Genomic DNA, 19238 nt, shown 5'->3' with positions numbered 1-19238 from the left:
CTATAGAAAACAACAGAATACGAACAGGCGATAGATTAAATGCTATACCATCTCTTTACATACCTTGACCGTGAATACGACCTTTTTGGGGCGGGTGTATTTCAGTACATCTCGTTCAGGGCAGGTATGGCGACACTGACGTCACTATTGATTGCGATGATTTTTGGTGGCCGACTCATTAAGCTGCTGCAGCGCAAGCAAGTGGGCGAAAGCATCCGCGACCTCGGTCTGGAAGGCCAGATGGAGAAGAAGGGCACCCCGACCATGGGTGGTCTGATCATCCTGCTGGCGATCCTGGTACCGACGCTGCTGTTCGCCCGCCTGGACAACGTATACGTGCTGCTGATGATCGTTTCGACAATTTGGCTGGGGCTGATTGGCTTTCTGGACGACTACATCAAGGTGTTCAAAAAGAACAAAGAGGGACTGGCCGGAAAATTTAAGGTGCTGGGTCAGATAGGCTTAGGAATTATTGTGGGTTTGACCCTATACTTTAGTGACGATGTTGTCGTAAGGCAGTACATCTTCACTGATGGTTCTACCTCCGCCGTGAACGCCACGAGCAAGTGGGTGGACATCAAATCCATGATTACGACTATACCTTTCCGCAAAAATAACGAGCTCGATTACTGCAATCTGTTTTCTTTCGCGGGTCCGCTTTTCGCAGACTGGTCGTGCTACCTCTATATCCCGTTTGTGATTCTGGTGATCACAGCCGTATCGAACGGTGCCAACATCACCGACGGCATCGACGGGCTGGCGGCAGGCACTTCGGCTATCATCGGCCTCACATTGGCGATCTTTGCCTGGGTATCCGGTAACACTATTTTCGCAGACTATCTGGACATCATGTTCATCCCGAACTCAGGTGAGCTGACCATTTTTGCCCTGGCCTTTGTGGGTGCCTGCGTGGGTTTCCTTTGGTATAACTCGTACCCGGCACAAGTGTTTATGGGCGACACCGGAAGTTTGGCTATTGGCGGTATTATCGCGGTAATGGCCCTGATTGTGCGTAAGGAATTGCTGATTCCGATCCTGTGCGGCATTTTCCTGATCGAGAACCTGTCGGTAATGCTGCAGGTGAGCTATTTCAAGTACACGAAAAAGAAGTATGGCGAGGGCCGACGCATTTTCAAGATGTCGCCGCTGCACCACCATTACCAGAAACTGGGCTACCACGAGTCCAAGATCGTGTCACGCTTCTGGATTGTGGGCATCATGCTGGCAATTTTAACATTGGCAACCCTTAAACTGCGCTAAAACCTAACGAAAACAAACCATGAAACTAGCGATACTCGGAGCGGGAGAAAGTGGCGTAGGCGCAGCATTGCTGGCCAAAGCAAAGGGGCTTGATGTGTTCGTGTCCGACATGGGGCAGATCAAGGATGAGTACAAAGCCAAGCTCGCAACAGCAGCTATACCTTACGAAGAAGGCACCCATACCTTCGAGCGTATCCTGGCCGCCAACGAAATCGTGAAGAGCCCGGGTATACCGGACAAGGCGGCCATCATTCGGGAGGCAACCCAAAAGGGAATTCCGGTGATATCGGAAATAGAGTTCGCCGGCAGGTATACCGATGCGAAGTTCATTTGCATTACGGGCACCAACGGCAAGACGACCACCACGCTGCTGACTTACCACCTGCTCAAGAACGCAGGCATCAACGTAGGGCTTGCGGGTAATATAGGAGAGAGTCTGGCCGAAAAGGTAATTGACAACAAGCACGAGTACTACGTGGTGGAGCTGAGCAGTTTTCAGCTCGACAACATGTACCAGTTTAAAGCACATATTGGAGTACTGTTAAATATTACGCCAGACCACTTAGACCGGTATGGCTATGACTTAAACAAGTACGCCGCCTCTAAGATGCGCATTGCGCAGAACATGAGCGGCGCGGACTATTTTATCTACAACAGCGATGATGATATTATCCGTAATGCGTTCGATTCTGCGTCTTTTGGCGGAACCACAATCCCATTCTCGCTCCAAGGAGCGCCAGGTGCGAAAGTACTATGTGAAGGGGCGCATGTAAAAGTCAATGTGAAGTTCTTCGAAGGCGATGTCGATGCGTCGCGCTCTGCCCTGATTGGCAAGCACAACCAGTACAACACCATGGCCGCCGTGGCGGTCGCTAAGCTGATGGGCGTGGAGGACAGCCAGATTGAGAAGGGACTGGAAACTTTTGAGAACGCCGAACACCGCTTGCAGGTGATCACGGTCTCAAGGGAAGTTACTTACATCAACGACTCAAAAGCGACCAACGTGGAGGCTGTGTACTATGCCCTGGAAGGCATCAAGCAGCCGATCATCTGGATTGCGGGTGGCGTGGACAAAGGCAACGACTACAGCGTGCTGACCGATCTGGCCAAAGAGAAGGTGAAAGTGCTGGTGTGCCTGGGCAAGGACAACGACAAGCTGAAAAAGGCTTTCGGGCGCATTGTACCGGTGGTAGTGGAAACGACTTCGATCGAGTATGCCGTGCGCATGGGCAAGTTGCTGTCCACGCCAGGCGACGTGGTATTGTTGTCACCGGCCTGCGCCAGTTTTGATTTATTTAACAATTACGAGCACCGGGGGCAGCGCTTCAAGGAGGCCGTGGAGAAGATAGTATTGAAAAAGTAAGTTTTTAACTTTTAGCCAAAGGTATTATGATCAAGCAGTGGTTACAGCGAAACCTGAAAGGGGACGCAGTGCTGTGGGGCATCGTGCTGATGTTCTCGCTTATCAGCATGGCAGTCGTGTATTCGGCTACCGGTACCCTGGCGTACAAGCAAAAAGACGGCAACACCGAGTACTTCCTTTTCAAACACTCTTCTTTGATCTTCATCGGGCTGGCCTTTATGTGGCTTGCGCACAAGATCGATTACCGTTACTATTCCCGACTATCGCTGGTGGCGCTCATCCTGGCGGTGCCGCTGTTGCTCTATACCTTCTTTTTTGGTTCGAACATCAACGAAGCCTCCCGCTGGATCACCATCCCGGTCATCAATCAGACCTTTCAGCCTTCAGATTTGGCGAAGTTGGCCCTGATCTCATACCTGGCCAGCATGCTGTCCAAGAAACAAAATAACCTCGACGATTGGAAGCGCAACCTACTGCCGATCTTCGCCTGGACGGGTTTTATCTGCGCCTTGATCGCCCTGACGAATACCTCTACAGCCGTGTTGCTTTTCCTGACAAGCCTGTTGCTGATGTTCATTGGACGTGTGCCCATGAAGTCGCTGGCGGTTTTTGTGATAGCAGGTGCTATGTTGGGCGGGGTAGGCTTAGCGGCAGGTCAGCGTCTGGGTACGGCCATCAGCCGGGTAGAGGCTTTCTTCGACGAGTCTGAAACCGCCTTCCAGCTCGAGCAGTCTTATATCGCGATCGCGACAGGCGGTGTGGTAGGCAAAGGCCCGGGCAACAGCGACCAGCGCGACATCCTGCCGCACCCTTACTCGGATTTTATCTATGCGATCATACTGGAGGAATATGGTTTGCTGGGAGGCGTGTTGGTACTCTTCCTATACCTGGCCCTACTATACCGTGGATTGGTAACGGTTACCAAAAGCAACGGTGCCTTCGGTGGTCTGCTGGCGGCCGGCTTGAGCTTTAGTCTGGTCTTGCAGGGCATGATTAATATGGGCGTGGCCGTTGGGCTGGGGCCGATCACGGGTTTGCCTTTGCCGCTTCTAAGTATGGGTGGTACGTCTCTGATTTTTACAGGTATCTCCATCGGGATTATCCTGAGCGTGAGCCGCACCGTGAAAGGAGAAGAATCATTTAGTTCAACCCCTAAAGTGCCGGCCAATGCCTAATCCGCAGCGTCCATATCGCTTCATCATCAGCGGTGGCGGCACTGGCGGGCACATCTACCCGGCCATTGCCATTGCCAACCAGATCAAGGTGGTGCATCCTGATGCCGAAATCCTGTTTGTGGGTGCGATCGGGCGTATGGAAATGACACGCGTGCCGGAAGCAGGGTATAAGATTGTGGGTCTCTGGATCAGCGGACTGCAGCGCCGCCTCACACTGGACAACCTCTCTTTCCCCTGGAAAGTGATCTCCAGCATCCGGATGTCGAACAAGATCATCCGCGATTTCAAACCCGATGCGGTAGTGGGCGTGGGTGGTTATGCGAGCGGTCCGCTGTTGTATGCAGCTACCAGGCAAGGTATACCGGCGCTGGTGCAAGAGCAAAATTCCTATGCCGGCATCACCAATAAACTGCTGGCCAAGCGGGTGCAGAAAATCTGTGTGGCCTACAACAACATGGAGGCCTTCTTTCCGGCCGAAAAGCTGGTGCTGACGGGCAACCCGGTTCGCAAGGACATCATGGAGCTGGAGGGCAAACGCCGCGAGGCCTTGTTGCACTTCGGGCTGACCTCTGAAAAGAAAACGATTTTGGTGATAGGCGGAAGCCTGGGTGCCAGAACGATCAACCAAAGCATGGCCGCCGGGCTGCAGCAAATTGCAGACGCGGGTTACCAACTGATCTGGCAGACGGGCAGAGCCTTTTACCCACAGGCGCAGGAATTGGAAAAACCGTTTGCTGCGGCAGGTATACGGGCTTTTGATTTCATCCGACAGATGGACCTGGCCTATGCCGCCGCCGATGTGGTGGTCTCCAGAGCCGGAGCACTCTCGATTTCGGAGTTGTGTCTGGCCGGGAAGCCGAGCATACTGGTGCCTTCGCCAAACGTGGCTGAAGACCACCAGACCAAGAATGCCATGTCGCTGGTGCAGGAGCAGGCCGCCCTGTTGGTGCGAGATGCCGAAGCACAGCAGAAATTGGTGCCGACTGCACTGGAGCTGGCCGGAAATGAAGCAGAGCAGCACCGTCTGGCGCAGAACATACTGAAACTGGCGCGGCCAAATGCCGCTGTCGATATTGTAAATGAACTGTTAAAGTTGATCAAGTGAGACTGGAAGACTATAGCTATATCTATTTCCTGGGTATCGGCGGCATCGGCATGAGTGCCATCGCCCGCTGGTTCAATGCCCGGAAGCTTCCGGTATGGGGCTACGACAAAACGCGCACCCCGCTCACCGAGGCACTGGAGCAGGAAGGCATCCGGGTGCATTATGAAGATGATGTGAACCACTTGCCACAAGAAATACTGGATAACAAAGCCGCTACATTAGTGGTGCTCACGCCAGCTATACCTGCCGATCATACCGAGTGGGCCTACCTGAAGGAAAACGGCTATACCATCAAGAAGCGCTCCGAGGTGTTGGGTATCATCACGGGTTCGGCTTATACCGTGGCTGTGGCGGGTACGCATGGCAAAACGACGACTTCTTCCATCGTGACGCATTTGCTGCACGAAGGCGGCGTGGACTGCTCTGCTTTCCTGGGAGGCATCGCCACGAACCTGAACTCGAACCTTTTGATCGGGAAAGGCACGGCAGAGCAGGAAACCATTGTGGTAGAGGCAGACGAGTACGACCGATCTTTCCTGACACTGTATCCGGACATCGCCATCGTGACCTCGGCTGATCCCGATCACTTGGATATCTATGGCGACAAGGAGGAGATGATCCGAACCTTCCAGAAGTTCATCAGCCAAGTGAAGCCCGGTGGCTACCTGATTTTGCACAGCGCCATTGATCCGCGCTTACTCCAAAAAGTGCAGGATGGGGTGCAGGTGATCCGGTATAGTCTGAACGAAGGCGAGGGCCATGTGCAACAGGTTGAGATACAGGGATACAGCTTCTGTTTTGACGTGGAAACACCCTTCGGTAACATAGCCCGTCTGAAGCTGGCTTTGCCCGGATATCACAATGTGGAGAACGCACTGGCTGCGCTGATAGCGGGGCAGATCATGGGTGTGTCGGAAGACAAACTGCGTGAGGCATTGGCAAGTTACCGCGGTGTGAAACGACGCTTCGAAATGGTGTACGAAGGGCAGGGCAAGGTATACATCGACGACTACGCACACCACCCGAAAGAGATCGACGCATTGATGAACTCGTTGCGTGCCATTTACCCGGATAAAAAACTGACAGTGGTATTTCAACCGCATTTGTTCAGCCGTACGCGTGACTTCGCAACCGAATTTGCACAAAGCCTGAGCGCTGCCGACGAACTGATGCTGCTGGATATCTATCCAGCACGGGAAAAGCCAATTGAAGGCGTAACGTCAGAAATGATTTTGGGGCTGGTAAACGGTCCAAAAAAACGTCTCCTGCATAAAGAAGATGTGGTGACGTATTTGGCAGAAAACGTTGATTTTGAGGTGCTGGCAACTGTTGGTGCCGGGGATATCGATACGTTAGTGAAGCCTATAAAAAATATTTTAGAAAATAACTGAAATGGGCTTGAATAGTAAAATAAAATCTTTAATTTTTGCATGTTGTAGCGTGGTTACCATCGCCGCACTTGCAGGATTTGCATCTTCTCGCCAAAATGAAAAAAAGTGTGAGAAAGTGTCAATAAATATTGATAATGAGTACAACAATTACTTTATTGGGGAAGAGGAAGTAAGAGACCTTCTAACCCGCGAAGGTGAACGAAAATTGGAGGGTTTACCGAATCAGCAAATTGACCTGAAAAACCTGGAGAAGCGCATCGAAGCGCATAGCTTTGTGAAGGAAGCCGAGGTGTTTAAGGGACTGGATGGAAACATACAAGTAAGCATAAAACAAAACAGGCCTATAGCTAGAATTATACGACCAGATCAGGATGTCTACATCGACGCAGAGGGGAATATGCTGCCCCTTTCCGACCGATACACCGCTCGTGTCATACCTATTACGAAGACCCAGTCCGGCAGACCGTTCAGCCGGGATTTCTTCCAGGACTCTACAGGTCAGGCTTACCTTTCGCTGCTGCGTTTCATCGAAAACGACCAGTTTTGGAAAGCCCAATTAGCCCAGATGCATATCGATGAAAAGGGCAAAGTAACTTTCCTGCCGCAGGTAGGGGAGCACACCATTGAGTTCGGGAAACCGGGCGAAGCGGAACAGAAATTTAAGAAGTTGATGGTCTTTTATAAAGAAGTACTGCCCGTGATGGGCTGGGATAAATATAAGAGAGTCAACGTGGAGTACGAAGATCAGATTATTTGTGAATAACATATACAGCATATGCAGAACGACAAAATTGTAGTAGGCTTGGACATCGGCACAACCAAAGTTTGCGCACTTGTTGGTCGGAAGAATGAGTATGGAAAGCTGGAAATTCTAGGGATGGGCAAAGCCATCTCGGAAGGAGTGGTACGCGGTATTGTCAGCAATATCGACAAAACCGTTGAGGCGATCAGGAAAGCAGTTCAGCAGGCCGAAGATCAGGCGAGCATCAACATCAAGGTAGTGAACGTAGGCATTGCCGGGCAGCACATCAAGAGCCTGCAGCACAACGGCAGCATCACGCGCCAGATGACAGACGACGAAATCACAGTGGACGATGTGAATCGTCTGACAAACGATATGTACCGCCTGGTGACGCCTCCTGGAAGTGAGATCATCCATGTGATGCCGCAGGAGTACAAAGTAGATTACGAAGAAGGCATCATTGATCCGGTAGGTATGTCGGGTGTGCGTCTGGAGGGCAACTTCCACATCATCACCGCGCAGTCAAACGCGATCAGCAATATCAATAAATGCATTGCCCGTGCCGGACTGGAGATCGACAACCTGATCCTGGAGCCGCTTGCATCCAGCATGTCGGTGCTCAGCGATGAGGAGAAGGAAGCAGGGGTGGCGCTGGTTGACATTGGCGGCGGCACAACCGATCTTGCCATTTTCAAAGACAATATTATCCGTCATACGGCAGTTCTTCCTTTTGGCGGCAATATCATCACGTCCGACATCAAGCAGGGCTGCATGGTGATGCAGAACCAGGCCGAGCAGCTTAAAGTGAAGTTTGGAAAGGCGATTGCTGACGAAGCCTCTGAAAATGAGATCGTTTCGATCCCAGGTCTCCGCGACCGTACGCCGAAAGAGATCTCACTGAAGAACCTGGCCTATATTATTGAGGCAAGAATGGAGGAGATTGTGGAACTGATCTACTCTGAGATTGTTCGTTCAGGGTATAGCAACAGCCTGGCGGCCGGTATTGTGATCACGGGCGGAGGCGCTCAGTTGCAGAATCTGGTGCAGTTGGTGGAGTACATCACCGGCATGGATACCCGCATTGGTTATCCGAACGAGCACCTGGGCAAGTCGAAGATCGACGCGGTGAAGAGCCCGATGCACGCAACGGGTGTTGGCCTGGTGCTGGCCGGCTATCAGTCGCTTGACCAGCGCGAGGAGAAGCATGTGGAAGTGCAGCAGCAGGAGGTATACAACAAAGTAGTAACCAAGCCAGCCAGCAAAGAAAACAGCGGTGGCGGCAAAGGATTTCTGGACAGAATCAAAGGACTTCTGTCGGATGATATCGATTAGTAAGAAGCTTAATTATTAGAAACCCATAATAGCAGGAGATTTTAGCATGACATCAATGTACAGTTTTGACCTGCCGGCAAGCGGCAAGTCCATCATTAAGGTGATTGGCGTCGGAGGTGGAGGCAGCAACGCGGTAAACTTCATGTATGGCCAGGGCATCAAGGACGTAGAGTTCGTGATTTGCAACACGGACATGCAGGCCTTGAAAAGCAGCAGCGTACCCAACAAACTTCAGATTGGCCTGAACCTGACCGAAGGTCTGGGAGCCGGTGCCAACCCGGAGAAAGGAAAGCACGCCGCCCTCGAAAGCAAAGAAGAGATACGCGAGCTACTGAGCAACGACACCAAAATGGTTTTCATCACCGCTGGTATGGGAGGTGGTACCGGTACAGGTGCTGCACCTGTCATTGCTAAAGTCGCCAAAGAATTGGGCATACTGACGGTGGGTATCGTAACAGCGCCTTTCGCATTCGAAGGACGTAAGAAAAAGCTTGCCGCCGAAAATGGTATCAAAGAGCTGAGCGAGAACTGCGACACGATCCTGGTGATCCTCAATGACAAGCTGCGCGAGATGTTTGGGAACCTGGCCATCCGTGAGGCTTTCGCGAAGGCGGATAACGTGCTGACCACAGCCGCTAAATCTATTGCTGAAATCATTACCGTTACAGCCGAAATCAACGTTGACTTTGAAGACGTGAAGACGGTTATGAAAGATTCTGGCGCTGCAGTGATGGGTTCTGCAACGACAGAAGGCGAGGGCCGTGCGCTCCGTGCCGCTGAAGAAGCGCTTTCTTCTCCATTGCTGAACAACACTGACATCCACGGTGCTCAGAAAATCCTTCTTTCGATCATGTCTGGTGACCAGGCAGAGCTGGAGATGGACGAACTGACTGAGATCACAGAATACATCCAGGACAAAGCCGGCCAGGAGGCAGAGGTTATCTTCGGCCATGGTATCGACTCGTCACTGGGTCAGAGCATCCGTGTAACTGTTATCGCCACTGGTTTCGCGAGCACAGCTGAGGCGATCATCGAGCCAAAAAAAACAGTATTTGACTTAGAGAGCCAAAAAAAAATTGAAGTAGCAGAGCCGGCCAAGCCGGAGCAGCCTAAGATGGTGAACTTCGTGCCTGAGCCAGTGGTAGCGCCTGTGGCTACACCTCAGCCGCCGCAGCCAGTGCAGCAACAGTTCGAGATCCGTCGTCCGATGGTAGAGCAGCCGCAACAACAGCCAGTTCAGCCGCAGCAACAGCAGTACCAGCAGCCACAGGCACCACAGCCTCAGCAGCCTGTACAGCAACAGCCGCAGCGCCGTGTGTTTAACCTCGAAGGCTCTACTACACAAGAGTTCGGCAACGGTTTCGGTGCACCACAGCAGGAAGACTATGCCACTCGTGAAGCAAAACGCCTGGAAGCAGAGCGAGAGCTGATGCGCCAGAAAGCGATCGAGCGTCGCGAACGCCTGAAAATGCTGAGCACCGACATGACGACGAGCGAGGCGATGAAAGAGAAGATGGATGTGCCTGCATACCTGCGCCGCAACGTGGCCCTTGATTCAGTAGCACATTCTTCTGAGCGCAACATATCTCGTTTCAACCTGAACGACGACAACGAGATACTCGGCGACAACCGCTTTCTGCACGACAATGTAGACTAATCAACTTATCCTGTTTTCTAATAATGCAAAGAGCCCGCCTTCACCGCGGGCTCTTTTGTTTTAGGCCTTTTTGCTTATTATACCTGTTCCGCTTACACCTTTCCATTCTATTCCTTCTACCTACAACCTATACTTGGGCTATACCTATACCTGAGGTGGCGACGTTTACAATGCAGGAGATTCTCCCCTTCAGGCAGGGTCGTTTCATTCTATTCTTTTGTCATCCTAAAAGGATCTTGTGAGCAAGTTGCGAAGGCTTAAACTCTCGTGGGGAGGGACCCTCTATTTCCACCTATATACCATCCTGTTGCAAGGTATAGCTCGTGCGGCAAGTACTTATAGGATAACCTGCTGGTTTACCATCGGAAAATGTTGGTATAGCCTGATGACTAAAAGTGAATAAACTGATCGATCTGCTGATTCAGCAACTCCAGGTATAGCTCGTTTGTGATAGCGGTGCCATCAAAGTTTTTCTCTATTTGAGCGAGCCGAGGCTTCAGGGCGAGCACATGCATGCCCAGGTAGTTAAAGATGTCCGTCAGGTGACTCATGGCCAAGCCGCTGCCTTGTACGCCGGAGGAAAGACCTACCAAAGCGGCCTTCTTGTGGCGGAAAGTGTTGGGGTAGGAAAGACCATCAATAAAAGCCTTGAGCACGCCAGGGAAGGAGCCGTTGTACTCTGGCACAATGAACACGAACTTCTCGGATGTGCCTATACCTGCGCTCAGCTCATTGAAGACCTCGTTTGTGCCGATGTTATCGTACAGTGCGGTGGCGGTAAAGTCGGCTGGCAGGTCGGCCAGGTCCAGTATCTGGTTCTCGATGTGCCGCTCGTCCAGCAGCCGGGCGTATAGGTTGGCTACAGCGCGAGAGTTAGAGGAAGGTCGGTTGGTGCCTGTTATGATGGTGATCATAGAATTTGTATTGTCATTCTGTAAACAGCGAGTAAGCTCTACGGTTTGCAGAAAGGTATGGCTAGCAAAATAATTTGTGCGAATATAAAAGCAAAAGGCGAGAACAGTTGCCTGTCTCGCCTTTTAAGCTTATTTAAGTCAGGAAGACTATACGTTCTCGGAGCTTGCTTTCGCTCCCAGATACTCACGGTTCATCATCGCAATGTTGTCCAGTGATATACCTACCGGGCACTCAGCCGCGCAGGCACCTGTGTTAGAGCAGGCACCAAAGCCTTCCACGTCCATCTGAGCCACCATGTTCTCCACGCGTGTCTTAGCTTCTACCTTACCTTGTGGCAACATAGCCAGCTGCGAAACCTTCGCGCTCACGAACAGCATGGCAGAGGCATTCTTACAGGCCGCTACGCAGGCGCCGCAACCGATACAGGTAGCCGCATCAAACGCTTTGTCCGCGATGGTCTTCGGAATCGGAATTTCGTTTGCATCGGGCACACCACCTGTGTTCACCGATACATAACCACCCGCCTGCTGGATGCGATCGAAGGCAGAACGGTCTACAATCAGGTCTTTGTGCACAGGGAAAGCAGCTGCTCTCCAAGGCTCAATCGTGATCGTATCTCCGTGGTTGAAGTGACGCATGTGCAGCTGGCAAGTGGTTGTGCCGCGCTCTGGACCGTGTGCACGGCCGTTGATGAACAAGCTACACATACCGCAGATACCTTCGCGGCAATCGTGGTCGAAGGCAACAGGCTCTTCGCCTTTTACCAGTAATTCTTCGTTGAGCACGTCGAGCATTTCCAGGAAAGACATATCCGGAGATATACCGTTCAAGGGGTAGGTTACCAGCTGACCTGCAGAGTTTTTATCTTTTTGGCGCCAAATCTTCAATGTGAGATCCATTGGTTTAGCATTTGGATTACTTCCAGCCATTTCTCTTTTTAATTACGAATTAAAAATTATGAATTACGAATGAGTTGATAATCATTAATCATTCATAATTATTCATTATCAATTATTTGTAGCTACGCTGCGTTAGCTTCACGTTCTCGAACTTCAGCTCCTCTTTGTGCAGGATCGGCTGGTTGCCAGGACCTGTATACTCCCAAGCTGCCACGTAGGCATAGTTCTCGTCGTCACGCAGGGCCTCGTTTTCCGGAGTCTGGTATTCCTCACGGAAGTGACCACCACACGATTCGTTTCTGTTCAAGGCGTCGTCAACCATCAGCTCACCCAGTTCCAGGAAGTCAGCTACGCGGTGCGCTTTCTCTAGTGTCTGGTTCAGCTCCTCGTTCACACCAGTTACTTTCACGTTCTGCCAGAACTCGTCGCGCAACTTGCGGATTTCCTGCTTGGCAAACTGAAGACCTTCGGCGTTACGGGCCATACCGCAGTAATCCCACATGATCTGGCCAAGGGCCTTGTGGAAATCGTCTACAGTGCGGTTACCTTTGATAGAAAGCAGACGGTCTGTAATTGATTTCACGTTTTGCTCGGCTTCCTTAAATGCAGGGTGATCTGTGCTCACTTTCGCGTAAGGCGTTTGTGCCAGGTAGTCACCGATGGTGTAAGGGATCACGAAATAACCGTCGGCCAGACCCTGCATCAGGGCTGAAGCACCGAGGCGGTTCGCGCCGTGGTCAGAGAAGTTACACTCGCCAGTAGCATACAGACCCGGGATGTTAGTCATCAGGTTGTAGTCAACCCAAAGGCCACCCATGGTGTAGTGCACCGCAGGGTAAATGCGCATCGGGCTTTCGTACGGGTTCTCGTCCGTGATCTTGGCATACATCTCGAAGAGGTTACCATACTTGGCAGCGATCGCCGGCTGACCTTCGCGCTTGATCGCGTCGGCAAAGTCAAGGAACACGGCCAGGCCAGAGGCACCAACGCCGCGACCTTCGTCGCATACCAGTTTGGCGTTGCGGGAAGCAACGTCGCGTGGCACGAGGTTACCGAAGGCAGGGTATTTGCGCTCCAGGTAGTAATCGCGGTCTTCTTCTTTGATATCGTTTATTCTGATCTCACCCTTGCGCAGGCGCTGGGCAAGTTCTACTGTCTTCGGTACCCAAACACGACCGTCGTTACGCAGCGATTCCGACATCAGCGTCAGCTTCGACTGGTAGTCGCCGGATACCGGGATACAGGTTGGGTGAATCTGAGTAAAGCAAGGGTTGGCGAACAAAGCACCTTTCTTGTGCGCTCTCCAGGCTGCCGTTGCGTTGGAGCCCATCGCGTTGGTAGAAAGGAAGAACACGTTGCCGTAGCCACCTGTTGCCAATACCACCGCATGCGCGCTGTGCGATTCGATCTTACCTGTGATGAGGTTACGCACCACTATACCGCGGGCTTTGCCGTCTACCATTACCAGGTCCAGCATCTCGGTGCGTGGGTACATCTTCACTTTGCCGTAAGCCACTTGGCGGTTCAGGGCAGAGTAGGCACCCAGTAACAGCTGCTGTCCGGTCTGGCCGCGGGCGTAGAACGTACGCGATACCTGCGCTCCACCGAATGAACGGTTAGCCAGCAGACCGCCGTACTCACGCGCGAAAGGCACACCCTGTGCCACGCACTGGTCAATGATGTCAACCGATACCTGGGCCAGGCGGTATACGTTGGCCTCGCGGGCACGGTAGTCACCCCCTTTGATGGTGTCGTAGAACAGACGGAAAATAGAGTCACCGTCGTTCTGGTAGTTTTTGGCGGCGTTGATACCACCCTGTGCGGCAATGGAGTGCGCACGGCGTGGGGAGTCCTGGAAGCAGAACGCTTTCACGTTATAGCCCAGTTCGCCAAGTGTGGCAGCGGCAGAAGCACCGGCAAGACCGGTACCCACTACAATGATGTCGTATTTACGTTTGTTGGCCGGGTTTACCAGCTTCACATTGAATTTATGCTTATCCCACTTTTCAGCTAACGCGCCTTCCGGGATTTTAGAATCTAATATCATAGCAAGTATATTAGCTTAATTACAAGTTAACGAAGAAAAAGAAGTAAAGCGGAATAAGCGCAAAACCCAGGCTGATCAACACAGAGAACGCCACACCGAATGTCTTGATAAACGGCGTGTACTTCTTGTGCGTGAGGCCAAGTGACTGGAAGGCGCTCTGGAAACCGTGGATCAGGTGATAAGCCAGGGCGATCATCGAGATCACATAAAGGCCCACGTAGATTGGGTTTTTGAAAGCTTTTACTACTTCAGCGTACAGGTTTGTGTACTCTGCGTTCGGAACTCCCTCCAGCTCTCCGAAGCGGGCCGGAACGAAGAAGTTCCACAGGTGCACCAGCAGGAACACCAGAATGATCGTGCCCAGCAGTCCCATGTTACGCGAAGACCAGGTAGAGTTTTCCTGCGGATGATTTTCGGCATAGCCAACCGGGCGGGCAGCTTTATTGCGGCGCGTCAACACAAGCGCATCGTAAATGTGGAACAGGAATCCGAGTACCAGCACGATCTCCATCGTACGGATAACAGGGTTGTTAGCCATAAAATGGGAGTAGATGTTGAATGCCTCGCCGCCATCTTGGTAGAACAGCGTAAGGTTACCTACCAGGTGCACCACCAGGAAGGAGCACAGGAAAAGACCTGTTACCGACATGATGATCTTACGTCCGATTGTACTGGAAAACGTTTTAGTAAACCAATTCATCTGTATTTGTTAGAAGGTTAAGTAATGAATGCTTTTTAATGCCCAAAGGTACATGCGGAGGCTGTATAAAACAATAAAATAGCATATTTTGAATCAATCTAAATTGCAATGCGTAGGACTGAAAACCATATATTATAAACCCACTTTTCTCGCTTTTGTTGATAATAAAAAGGTAAAAATTCAGTTTTCATTTTACCTTTGTTCAGCGCCAAATCTAACTCTACGCTTATGCCAAATAGTTTACGCTTGAGCTGTTGCTTGCCTGGCCGCATAGTGCTGTTGGTATTGATGTTGTTGTTGGGGTATGCAAACGTGGCGCAAGCGACACACATCCGTGCCGGAGACATCACCGCTGTCCGGGATACCGGACCAAACCCAAACCCCCGGAAGTTCTTTTTCACCATGGTGATGTACACCAAAACCTCCTCCACGGCCGATGATCCCCGCGTGTTCATTTCTATGGGTGGTGAAATTGTGACGGTAGAACGCCTGTCTGTTACGAATATCAAACCGGATGTGGACCGCGAAGAATTTAAGTGGGAGTACATCTTTCCTGCCAACGGTACCTATACCGTAACGTGGGTAGGAGAGAACCGAAACAACGGTATCCTGAACATGGCCGCTCCAACTGACCAGCTGACCTTTTCTATTTCAACTACGGTATCAATAAACCCGCTGCGTGGCCTGAACAGTACGCCCTTGCTGCAGGTAGCGCCAATCGATGAAGCGACTGCCGGTGAGCGCTGGGTGCACAACCCGGGCGCGATCGATGCTGATGGCGACAGCCTGGCCTTTCGCCTGATTCAGCCACAGTACCGCAATCCGCAGACTGGCCTGATCACCAATGTGCCCGGCTACCGCGACCCGCATACGGTTGACAATTGCCGCAACTCCACTAACACCGGACCTTCGACCTTTAATCTCGACCCCATCACCGGTCAGCTCACCTGGGATGCCCCCTGCCGTCTGGGCGAATACAACGTCGCCTTTGTGGTAGAGGAGTGGCGCACAACAGGAGGTGCTCCCGTGCTCATTAGTACCGTTGTGCGCGACATGCAGATCCTGGTGGTGGATGCTCGTAACAAGCCGCCGGTGCTTGTGCCGCGCGACACCTGTATCGTAGCTGGCGAAACGCTGCGCACCACCATCACCGCCACCGATCCGGATGGCCACCTGATTAGCCTGACCGTGCCGGGTACAGGCGGTATACTGCCTCCGGCTACTTTTAGAGGCACCGTCAACCAGCCGGGTCGCGCTGCCGGGCAATTGGTTTGGAATACCTCCTGCAGCGACGTGCGCGCCAATCCGTACCAGCTTATTTTCAGAGCAGAGGACAACCCACCGTCACCTGCCCGACAACTGGCCGACCTGCAGCCTTACCGCATTACCGTTATTGGTCCGCCGCCGCAAAACCTGCTGGCTACTGGCGAGGATCGCACCGTGCGCCTGACCTGGGACAAATACATTTGCCAGAATGCCTCCACCATCCGCATTTACAGACGCGAAGGGCCTTCGGGCTGGCGACCAGGACCGTGTGAAACCGGTGTGCCGGCCAGCGCTGGTTATACCTTGATTGGCGAAGTGGGCAAGGACGCGACTGAATTTTTAGACAACAACAACGGACAAGGTTTGGCCGCCGGGGCAGAGTACTGCTACGTAATTTACGCGGAGTTCCCTAGACCGGGTGGCGGACAGAGTATTGCCTCACTGGAAGCCTGCGTAGTACTTGAGCGCGACATTCCTTACATCACAAATGTAACAGTAGACCGCACCGAGGCCACCAATGGACAGATCACCGTTCGCTGGACACAGCCTGGCCCAGGTATAGAGCGCCTGAACGCTCCTTTCGAATACAGGCTGTACCGCAAGGTAGGGCAGGCGCCAGGTGGCGCTTATCAGCAGGTGTTCAGCTCTCGCAGACTGAACGACACGGTGTTTGTGAACAGTGGACTGAACACGGAGGCAAACGCCTATCGCTATAAGCTGGAATTCTATAGCACCCGTACAGCAGGCGGCCCGACCCCGAACGTGCTGCGCGACTCCACCTCAGCCTCCAGCGTGCGACTGGCAGCTGAAGTGCAGGGCACTCCTGAGCAAATTGCGGTGGCTCTGAACTGGACTTACAATGTGCCCTGGAAAAACGAGGTGCTCGAGCACCAGATCTTTAGGGTGGTAAATGGTGAGTTGGTGCAGATCGGAAGCGTGACGGCTTCGGCCACCGGTGGCACCTTTGTGGACAATGGCACTGCTGCCGCGCCGCTGGAGCGTGGCCAGACTTACTGTTACGTTGTACGCACGCAGGGTACCTACCAGATCGATGGCCTGCCGGAGCCGCTGCAGAACCTGAGCCAAGAAGTGTGCGTGGAAACCCCGCTCCTGATCTGTCCGCCTGAGCTGACGCTGGATGTGCTGGACTGCGAGGCGTTCTTTGCCAATCCAACCCGACCTCCTTACCAGAATGTGCTCAACTGGGTGCCGAAGATCGGAAACGGATGCACCGATGAGATCGACTTCTATACCGTATATTTCAGAGGGCCTGGCGAAACGGAATATCGTGCGATTGCTACGACTAAAGAGACCACCTATACCCATACCGGGTTGGAGTCTTTTGCTGCCTGCTACTATGTGACAGCCACCAGTTTGGCGGGAGAGGAGAGCGAGCCAAGCAACGAGGAGTGTAAGGATAATTGCTTCTTCTTCCAACTGCCGAACATCATCACACCGAACGACGACGGTAAAAACGATGTGTTCAGGCCGGACCCGAGAGCGGCGTTCATACGCTCCACCACCTTTAAGGTGTTCAACCGCTGGGGCGTGAAGGTATACGAAAGTGCCGAAGATCCGTATATCAACTGGCCAGGCACCGACAACGATGGTAAGCGCCTCACAGACGGGGTTTACTACTACGAGGCCGAGGTTGAATTTATATCCATTGACCCTGAACGCAGCCGCAGTAAATACAAAGGCTGGGTAGAAATAGTACGCTAATGACAAGAGAGGAACTGGACCGGCTGCAGGATTTGCCCATCGTGTTTTACGATGGCACCTGCGGCTTTTGCCAGGCCAGCATCCAAATTGCCTTGAAATATAACAAGCGGCAGAACCTGCATTTTGCCGCCTTGCAGTCCGGATTGGCAGAGCAGCTCGTGCCGCAGCAGCTTATACCTGATCCACTGCCCGATTCCATTCTTTTTTTTGAAAACGGCCAGCTCTATACCGAGTCGGAAGCTGCTCTCCGCATTGCCAGACATCTCAATTTTCCGTGGTCGGTCCTTTACTATTTTAGGTTTATTCCCTTATCTTTCCGCAATTTTGTGTACCGCTTCATCGCAAAACACCGCTACCGCATAGCAGGACGCAACGAAGCCTGCATGCTGCCCAGTCCCGAAGAACGGGCTCGGTTTGTGGCATACTAAACTGGATTAATTGTTAAATTGTTGATGGTTAACTGGTTGTTGGGTCTTTGTTTGGCCGAACAGCTGTTGGCATTATTCCCCCTTTTTGTACCTTGATTAGAGGTATAAGCGCTTTCAGGTATAGACGATAAAAATGTGCCTATACCTGTAGGACCAAACATACAGGGAGGTATAATGCAGGTATAGCCAGATCTCAGGAATAGGTCTGACGTTTATGTAAGAACACTTAATTTCTTAACCGTTTAACAGTTCAACCATTCAACAATTTAACCATCAACAACTGACAATAAACAATCAACAATAAGGATTAACATGAAAAAGGCATACGTTTTCCCGGGACAGGGTTCGCAGTTTGTGGGTATGGGCAAGGACCTGTATGAGCAGCACGAGACTGCTCGTCAGTTATTTGACAGAGCAAACGAGATCCTGGGTTTCAACATCACAGAAATCATGTTCAACGGCACGGAAGAAGAGCTGAAGCAGACCCGAGTAACACAGCCCGCTATCTTTCTGCACTCAGTAGCGCAAGCCGCCGTTGCCACGGATTTTAACCCCGACATGGTAACTGGTCATTCGTTGGGTGAGTTCTCGGCGCTGGTTGCCAGCAAAGTGCTGAGCTTTGAGGACGGCCTGAGACTGGTGTACAAAAGAGCGATGGCGATGCAGGCGGCTTGCGAGGCAAACCCATCGACGATGGCAGCTATCCTGGGGCTGGACGATGCAAAAGTAGAAGAGGTATGTGCTTCTGTGGAAGGCGAAGTGGTCGTGGCGGCTAATTACAACTGCCCGGGTCAGCTGGTAATCTCCGGCTCAAACACAGGCATAGAGATTGCCTGTGAGAAAATGAAAGAAGCCGGTGCCAAGCGTGCGTTGCCACTGCCGGTAGGGGGCGCTTTCCACTCACCACTGATGAAGCCAGCTGAAGTAGAACTGGCCAAAGCCATTAACGAAACCACGTTTAGCCAAGGCATCTGCCCGATCTACCAGAACGTAGATGCCATGCCGCACACCGATCCGGAAGAGATCAAGCAAAACCTGATCAGCCAATTGACTGCGCCCGTTCGCTGGACGCAGTCGGTGCAGCAGATGGTAGCGGACGGCGCCACACACTTTGTAGAGTGCGGACCTGGCAAAGTATTGCAGGGACTTGTAAAAAAGATTGAGCGCACAGCCGAGGTAAGTTCGGTAGTCTAGTGCTCAAAACACATAAAAAAAGACCATTGCGGCATCTGTCGC

General features: G+C 52.1%; 15 protein-coding genes. 11 read left to right on the top strand and 4 right to left on the bottom strand.

Annotation, left to right across the window (positions count from 1 at the left end):
* Positions 1 to 39 precede the first annotated feature (39 nt).
* The 8 genes from mraY to ftsZ are packed head-to-tail and all read left to right on the top strand — an operon-like array spanning position 40 to position 10025.
* Positions 40 to 1260, top strand: a complete 1221-nt coding sequence (mraY, locus tag B0B12_RS08170) for a phospho-N-acetylmuramoyl-pentapeptide-transferase (RefSeq protein WP_076667312.1) — start codon at positions 40 to 42, stop codon at positions 1258 to 1260.
* A gap of 19 nt (positions 1261 to 1279) precedes the next feature.
* Positions 1280 to 2623: a UDP-N-acetylmuramoyl-L-alanine--D-glutamate ligase gene (murD, locus tag B0B12_RS08165; RefSeq protein WP_076667310.1), complete on the top strand. Its 1344-nt coding sequence runs from the start codon at positions 1280 to 1282 to the stop codon at positions 2621 to 2623.
* 26 nt (positions 2624 to 2649) lie between these two features.
* Positions 2650 to 3798, top strand: a complete 1149-nt coding sequence (locus B0B12_RS08160; RefSeq protein WP_076667308.1) for an FtsW/RodA/SpoVE family cell cycle protein — start codon at positions 2650 to 2652, stop codon at positions 3796 to 3798.
* Entirely contained in the window at positions 3791 to 4903 is a 1113-nt protein-coding gene (gene murG / locus B0B12_RS08155; protein WP_076667306.1) for an undecaprenyldiphospho-muramoylpentapeptide beta-N-acetylglucosaminyltransferase, read from the top strand. The genes B0B12_RS08160 and murG overlap by 8 nt, the downstream gene beginning before the upstream one ends.
* On the top strand, positions 4900 to 6294 hold the full coding sequence (gene murC / locus B0B12_RS08150) for a UDP-N-acetylmuramate--L-alanine ligase (protein ID WP_076667304.1): 1395 nt from the start codon (positions 4900 to 4902) through the stop codon (positions 6292 to 6294). Before murG ends, murC begins: the two co-directional genes overlap by 4 nt.
* Position 6295: 1 nt before the next feature.
* Positions 6296 to 7057: a cell division protein FtsQ/DivIB gene (locus tag B0B12_RS08145; protein WP_076667302.1), complete on the top strand. Its 762-nt coding sequence runs from the start codon at positions 6296 to 6298 to the stop codon at positions 7055 to 7057.
* A gap of 12 nt (positions 7058 to 7069) precedes the next feature.
* Positions 7070 to 8368, top strand: a complete 1299-nt coding sequence (gene ftsA, locus B0B12_RS08140; protein ID WP_076667300.1) for a cell division protein FtsA — start codon at positions 7070 to 7072, stop codon at positions 8366 to 8368.
* A gap of 46 nt (positions 8369 to 8414) precedes the next feature.
* The gene (ftsZ, locus tag B0B12_RS08135) at positions 8415 to 10025 is read left to right on the top strand and encodes a cell division protein FtsZ (RefSeq protein WP_076667298.1); all 1611 of its coding nucleotides are present in this window, start codon (positions 8415 to 8417) and stop codon (positions 10023 to 10025) included.
* A gap of 389 nt (positions 10026 to 10414) precedes the next feature.
* On the opposite strand, the gene B0B12_RS08130 is transcribed toward ftsZ, so the two are convergent.
* The 4 genes from B0B12_RS08130 to B0B12_RS08115 all read right to left on the bottom strand — a co-directional run bounded on the left by B0B12_RS08130 (position 10415) and on the right by B0B12_RS08115 (position 14586).
* On the bottom strand, positions 10415 to 10939 hold the full coding sequence (locus B0B12_RS08130; RefSeq protein ID WP_076667296.1) for an NADPH-dependent FMN reductase: 525 nt from the start codon (positions 10937 to 10939) through the stop codon (positions 10415 to 10417).
* A gap of 147 nt (positions 10940 to 11086) precedes the next feature.
* Positions 11087 to 11839, bottom strand: coding sequence for a succinate dehydrogenase/fumarate reductase iron-sulfur subunit (locus B0B12_RS08125; protein WP_076667294.1), 753 nt, complete (start codon positions 11837 to 11839; stop codon positions 11087 to 11089).
* 112 nt (positions 11840 to 11951) lie between these two features.
* A complete protein-coding gene (locus B0B12_RS08120) occupies positions 11952 to 13886 on the bottom strand; it encodes a fumarate reductase/succinate dehydrogenase flavoprotein subunit (protein WP_076667292.1) in 1935 nt (644 codons plus the stop codon).
* Between the two features lie 19 nt (positions 13887 to 13905).
* Positions 13906 to 14586: a succinate dehydrogenase cytochrome b subunit gene (locus B0B12_RS08115; RefSeq protein ID WP_076667290.1), complete on the bottom strand. Its 681-nt coding sequence runs from the start codon at positions 14584 to 14586 to the stop codon at positions 13906 to 13908.
* A 312-nt stretch (positions 14587 to 14898) separates the two neighbouring features.
* Between B0B12_RS08115 and B0B12_RS08110 the strand changes: the two genes are divergently transcribed.
* From B0B12_RS08110 to fabD, 3 genes are all read left to right on the top strand, one after another.
* On the top strand, positions 14899 to 17574 hold the full coding sequence (locus B0B12_RS08110; RefSeq protein WP_244554636.1) for a T9SS type B sorting domain-containing protein: 2676 nt from the start codon (positions 14899 to 14901) through the stop codon (positions 17572 to 17574).
* Positions 17574 to 18002, top strand: coding sequence for a thiol-disulfide oxidoreductase DCC family protein (locus B0B12_RS08105; RefSeq protein WP_076667285.1), 429 nt, complete (start codon positions 17574 to 17576; stop codon positions 18000 to 18002). The genes B0B12_RS08110 and B0B12_RS08105 overlap by 1 nt, the downstream gene beginning before the upstream one ends.
* Before the next feature lie 312 nt (positions 18003 to 18314).
* Entirely contained in the window at positions 18315 to 19196 is an 882-nt protein-coding gene (fabD, locus tag B0B12_RS08100; protein ID WP_076667283.1) for an ACP S-malonyltransferase, read from the top strand.
* Positions 19197 to 19238 lie beyond the last annotated feature (42 nt).

The organism is Pontibacter indicus (assembly GCF_900156345.1).
GTDB classification, from domain to species: domain Bacteria; phylum Bacteroidota; class Bacteroidia; order Cytophagales; family Hymenobacteraceae; genus Pontibacter; species Pontibacter indicus.
Note: the sequence above shows the minus strand (reverse complement) of the source record. Positions and strands in the feature narration are given on the sequence as shown.

Excerpts from the sequence above, each read along its gene's own strand:
- ftsA (WP_076667300.1), top strand. The coding sequence starts at position 7,070 with ATGCAGAACGACAAAATTGTAGTAGGCTTGGACATCGGCACAACCAAA.
- murG (WP_076667306.1), top strand. The coding sequence starts at position 3,791 with ATGCCTAATCCGCAGCGTCCATATCGCTTCATCATCAGCGGTGGCGGC.
- B0B12_RS08115 (WP_076667290.1), bottom strand. The coding sequence starts at position 14,586 with ATGAATTGGTTTACTAAAACGTTTTCCAGTACAATCGGACGTAAGATC.
- fabD (WP_076667283.1), top strand. The coding sequence starts at position 18,315 with ATGAAAAAGGCATACGTTTTCCCGGGACAGGGTTCGCAGTTTGTGGGT.
- mraY (WP_076667312.1), top strand. The coding sequence starts at position 40 with ATGCTATACCATCTCTTTACATACCTTGACCGTGAATACGACCTTTTT.
- B0B12_RS08120 (WP_076667292.1), bottom strand. The coding sequence starts at position 13,886 with ATGATATTAGATTCTAAAATCCCGGAAGGCGCGTTAGCTGAAAAGTGG.
- ftsZ (WP_076667298.1), top strand. The coding sequence starts at position 8,415 with ATGACATCAATGTACAGTTTTGACCTGCCGGCAAGCGGCAAGTCCATC.
- B0B12_RS08160 (WP_076667308.1), top strand. The coding sequence starts at position 2,650 with ATGATCAAGCAGTGGTTACAGCGAAACCTGAAAGGGGACGCAGTGCTG.
- B0B12_RS08130 (WP_076667296.1), bottom strand. The coding sequence starts at position 10,939 with ATGATCACCATCATAACAGGCACCAACCGACCTTCCTCTAACTCTCGC.
- B0B12_RS08145 (WP_076667302.1), top strand. The coding sequence starts at position 6,296 with ATGGGCTTGAATAGTAAAATAAAATCTTTAATTTTTGCATGTTGTAGC.
- murD (WP_076667310.1), top strand. The coding sequence starts at position 1,280 with ATGAAACTAGCGATACTCGGAGCGGGAGAAAGTGGCGTAGGCGCAGCA.
- B0B12_RS08125 (WP_076667294.1), bottom strand. The coding sequence starts at position 11,839 with ATGGATCTCACATTGAAGATTTGGCGCCAAAAAGATAAAAACTCTGCA.
- B0B12_RS08105 (WP_076667285.1), top strand. The coding sequence starts at position 17,574 with ATGACAAGAGAGGAACTGGACCGGCTGCAGGATTTGCCCATCGTGTTT.